The organism is Haloplanus natans DSM 17983 (assembly GCF_000427685.1).
Classification (GTDB): Archaea; Halobacteriota; Halobacteria; order Halobacteriales; family Haloferacaceae; genus Haloplanus; species Haloplanus natans.
Genome location: NZ_KE386574.1, coordinates 16832 through 17901, shown reverse-complemented (window position 1 = coordinate 17901; position 1070 = coordinate 16832). Strand labels below are relative to the sequence as shown.

Sequence of the window (1070 nt, the reverse complement as noted above, 5' to 3'; positions counted from 1 at the left end):
GCGGGTGTCCTCGCGGACACGGACGACGAGGAGCTCGTCGTCCTCGTCGCCGCCGCGATCGCGAACACGCGAGCCCTCGCTCGGGAGAATATAGCGGCCGCCGTCGGCGCGTGGGTCGTGGGTGTCGTCGACGCCCTGGAGGGCGTACTCGTCGCGCCACCCCGCCGAGGCGTCGCGGCGGGTTCGGGTGTAGGCGTCGGTTCGTGGTCGGTTCGTCGGTCGTTTGGTGTCGTGTCGTCGTTCGTGCATCGTTCGCACGGCCGCCGACGAAACCGGGCCGGACGAAAGGGCAAAACTACAATACCCTTCGGACGCTATCGTCCGGTACGGTTCCGCGCCCAGCGGCCGTAACCACTTCAGTCATCTCGACCGAGAGTCGCCCATCCCAAAGGCCAGGAACGTGGTGGTGCACGTCCCCGGCCGGGCGAGAGCTCGGTCGGGGGCTTTGCGTTCACGATGTACCGAGCGACGCGTCCGTCGATCGCTCGGTGGGGGTTCACCCCGTTATCGGCAAAAACGCTCCGCCGGTACAAAAAACCTCTCCCGTCGTCGCGGACCATACCGCCCCCCATGCCGACCATGTCGGCCCACATACCCGCCCATTTTGCGGTACGCAAACTGTATACTCACAACCTGGGGGCGTGACGATTTGACGTTTAGACAACCCCCAACTTTATCCAATTCGCCCGTTATAACTGTTATAACGCCATGTCACGGATGGTATCGGCTCAATTGGAAGGTAAGCGGCTGGAGCGATACGAGGACGCCGAGGAGGCGGAGGGCATGGGGAACAAGTCGGAATTCCTCCGCTCGGTCCTCGACGATGGACTCGACGCTCGCTCACAAACAACGTATCAGGCGGCGGGGCTCTCCGATCGCCTCGCGGCGCAACTGGAGGACGAGCGCGAGTTTTACGACGACGAGGCGGACATACTCCGCGAGGTCGTCGAGGACGGGCTCACGGCGCGGCGCGGCGACGCCCTCGACGCGATCGGCGCCGACGACGAGCTCCGCGCGGCGGTCGAGGACGCCCGCGAGGACGGCGAGCCCCTCGACGACACGGTCCGCCG

2 protein-coding genes are annotated in these 1070 nt (G+C 65.7%); one reads left to right on the top strand and one right to left on the bottom strand.

Going from position 1 to position 1070, the window contains the following annotated elements:
• Positions 1–249, bottom strand: a 249-nt coding sequence (locus HALNA_RS18960) for a hypothetical protein (RefSeq protein ID WP_157573654.1), incomplete at its 3' end; no start/stop codon positions are given.
• Between the two features lie 468 nt (positions 250–717).
• On the opposite strand from HALNA_RS18960, the gene HALNA_RS20770 reads away from it, so the two are divergent.
• On the top strand, positions 718–1070 hold a 353-nt coding region (locus HALNA_RS20770), incomplete at its 3' end, for a hypothetical protein (protein WP_169719072.1).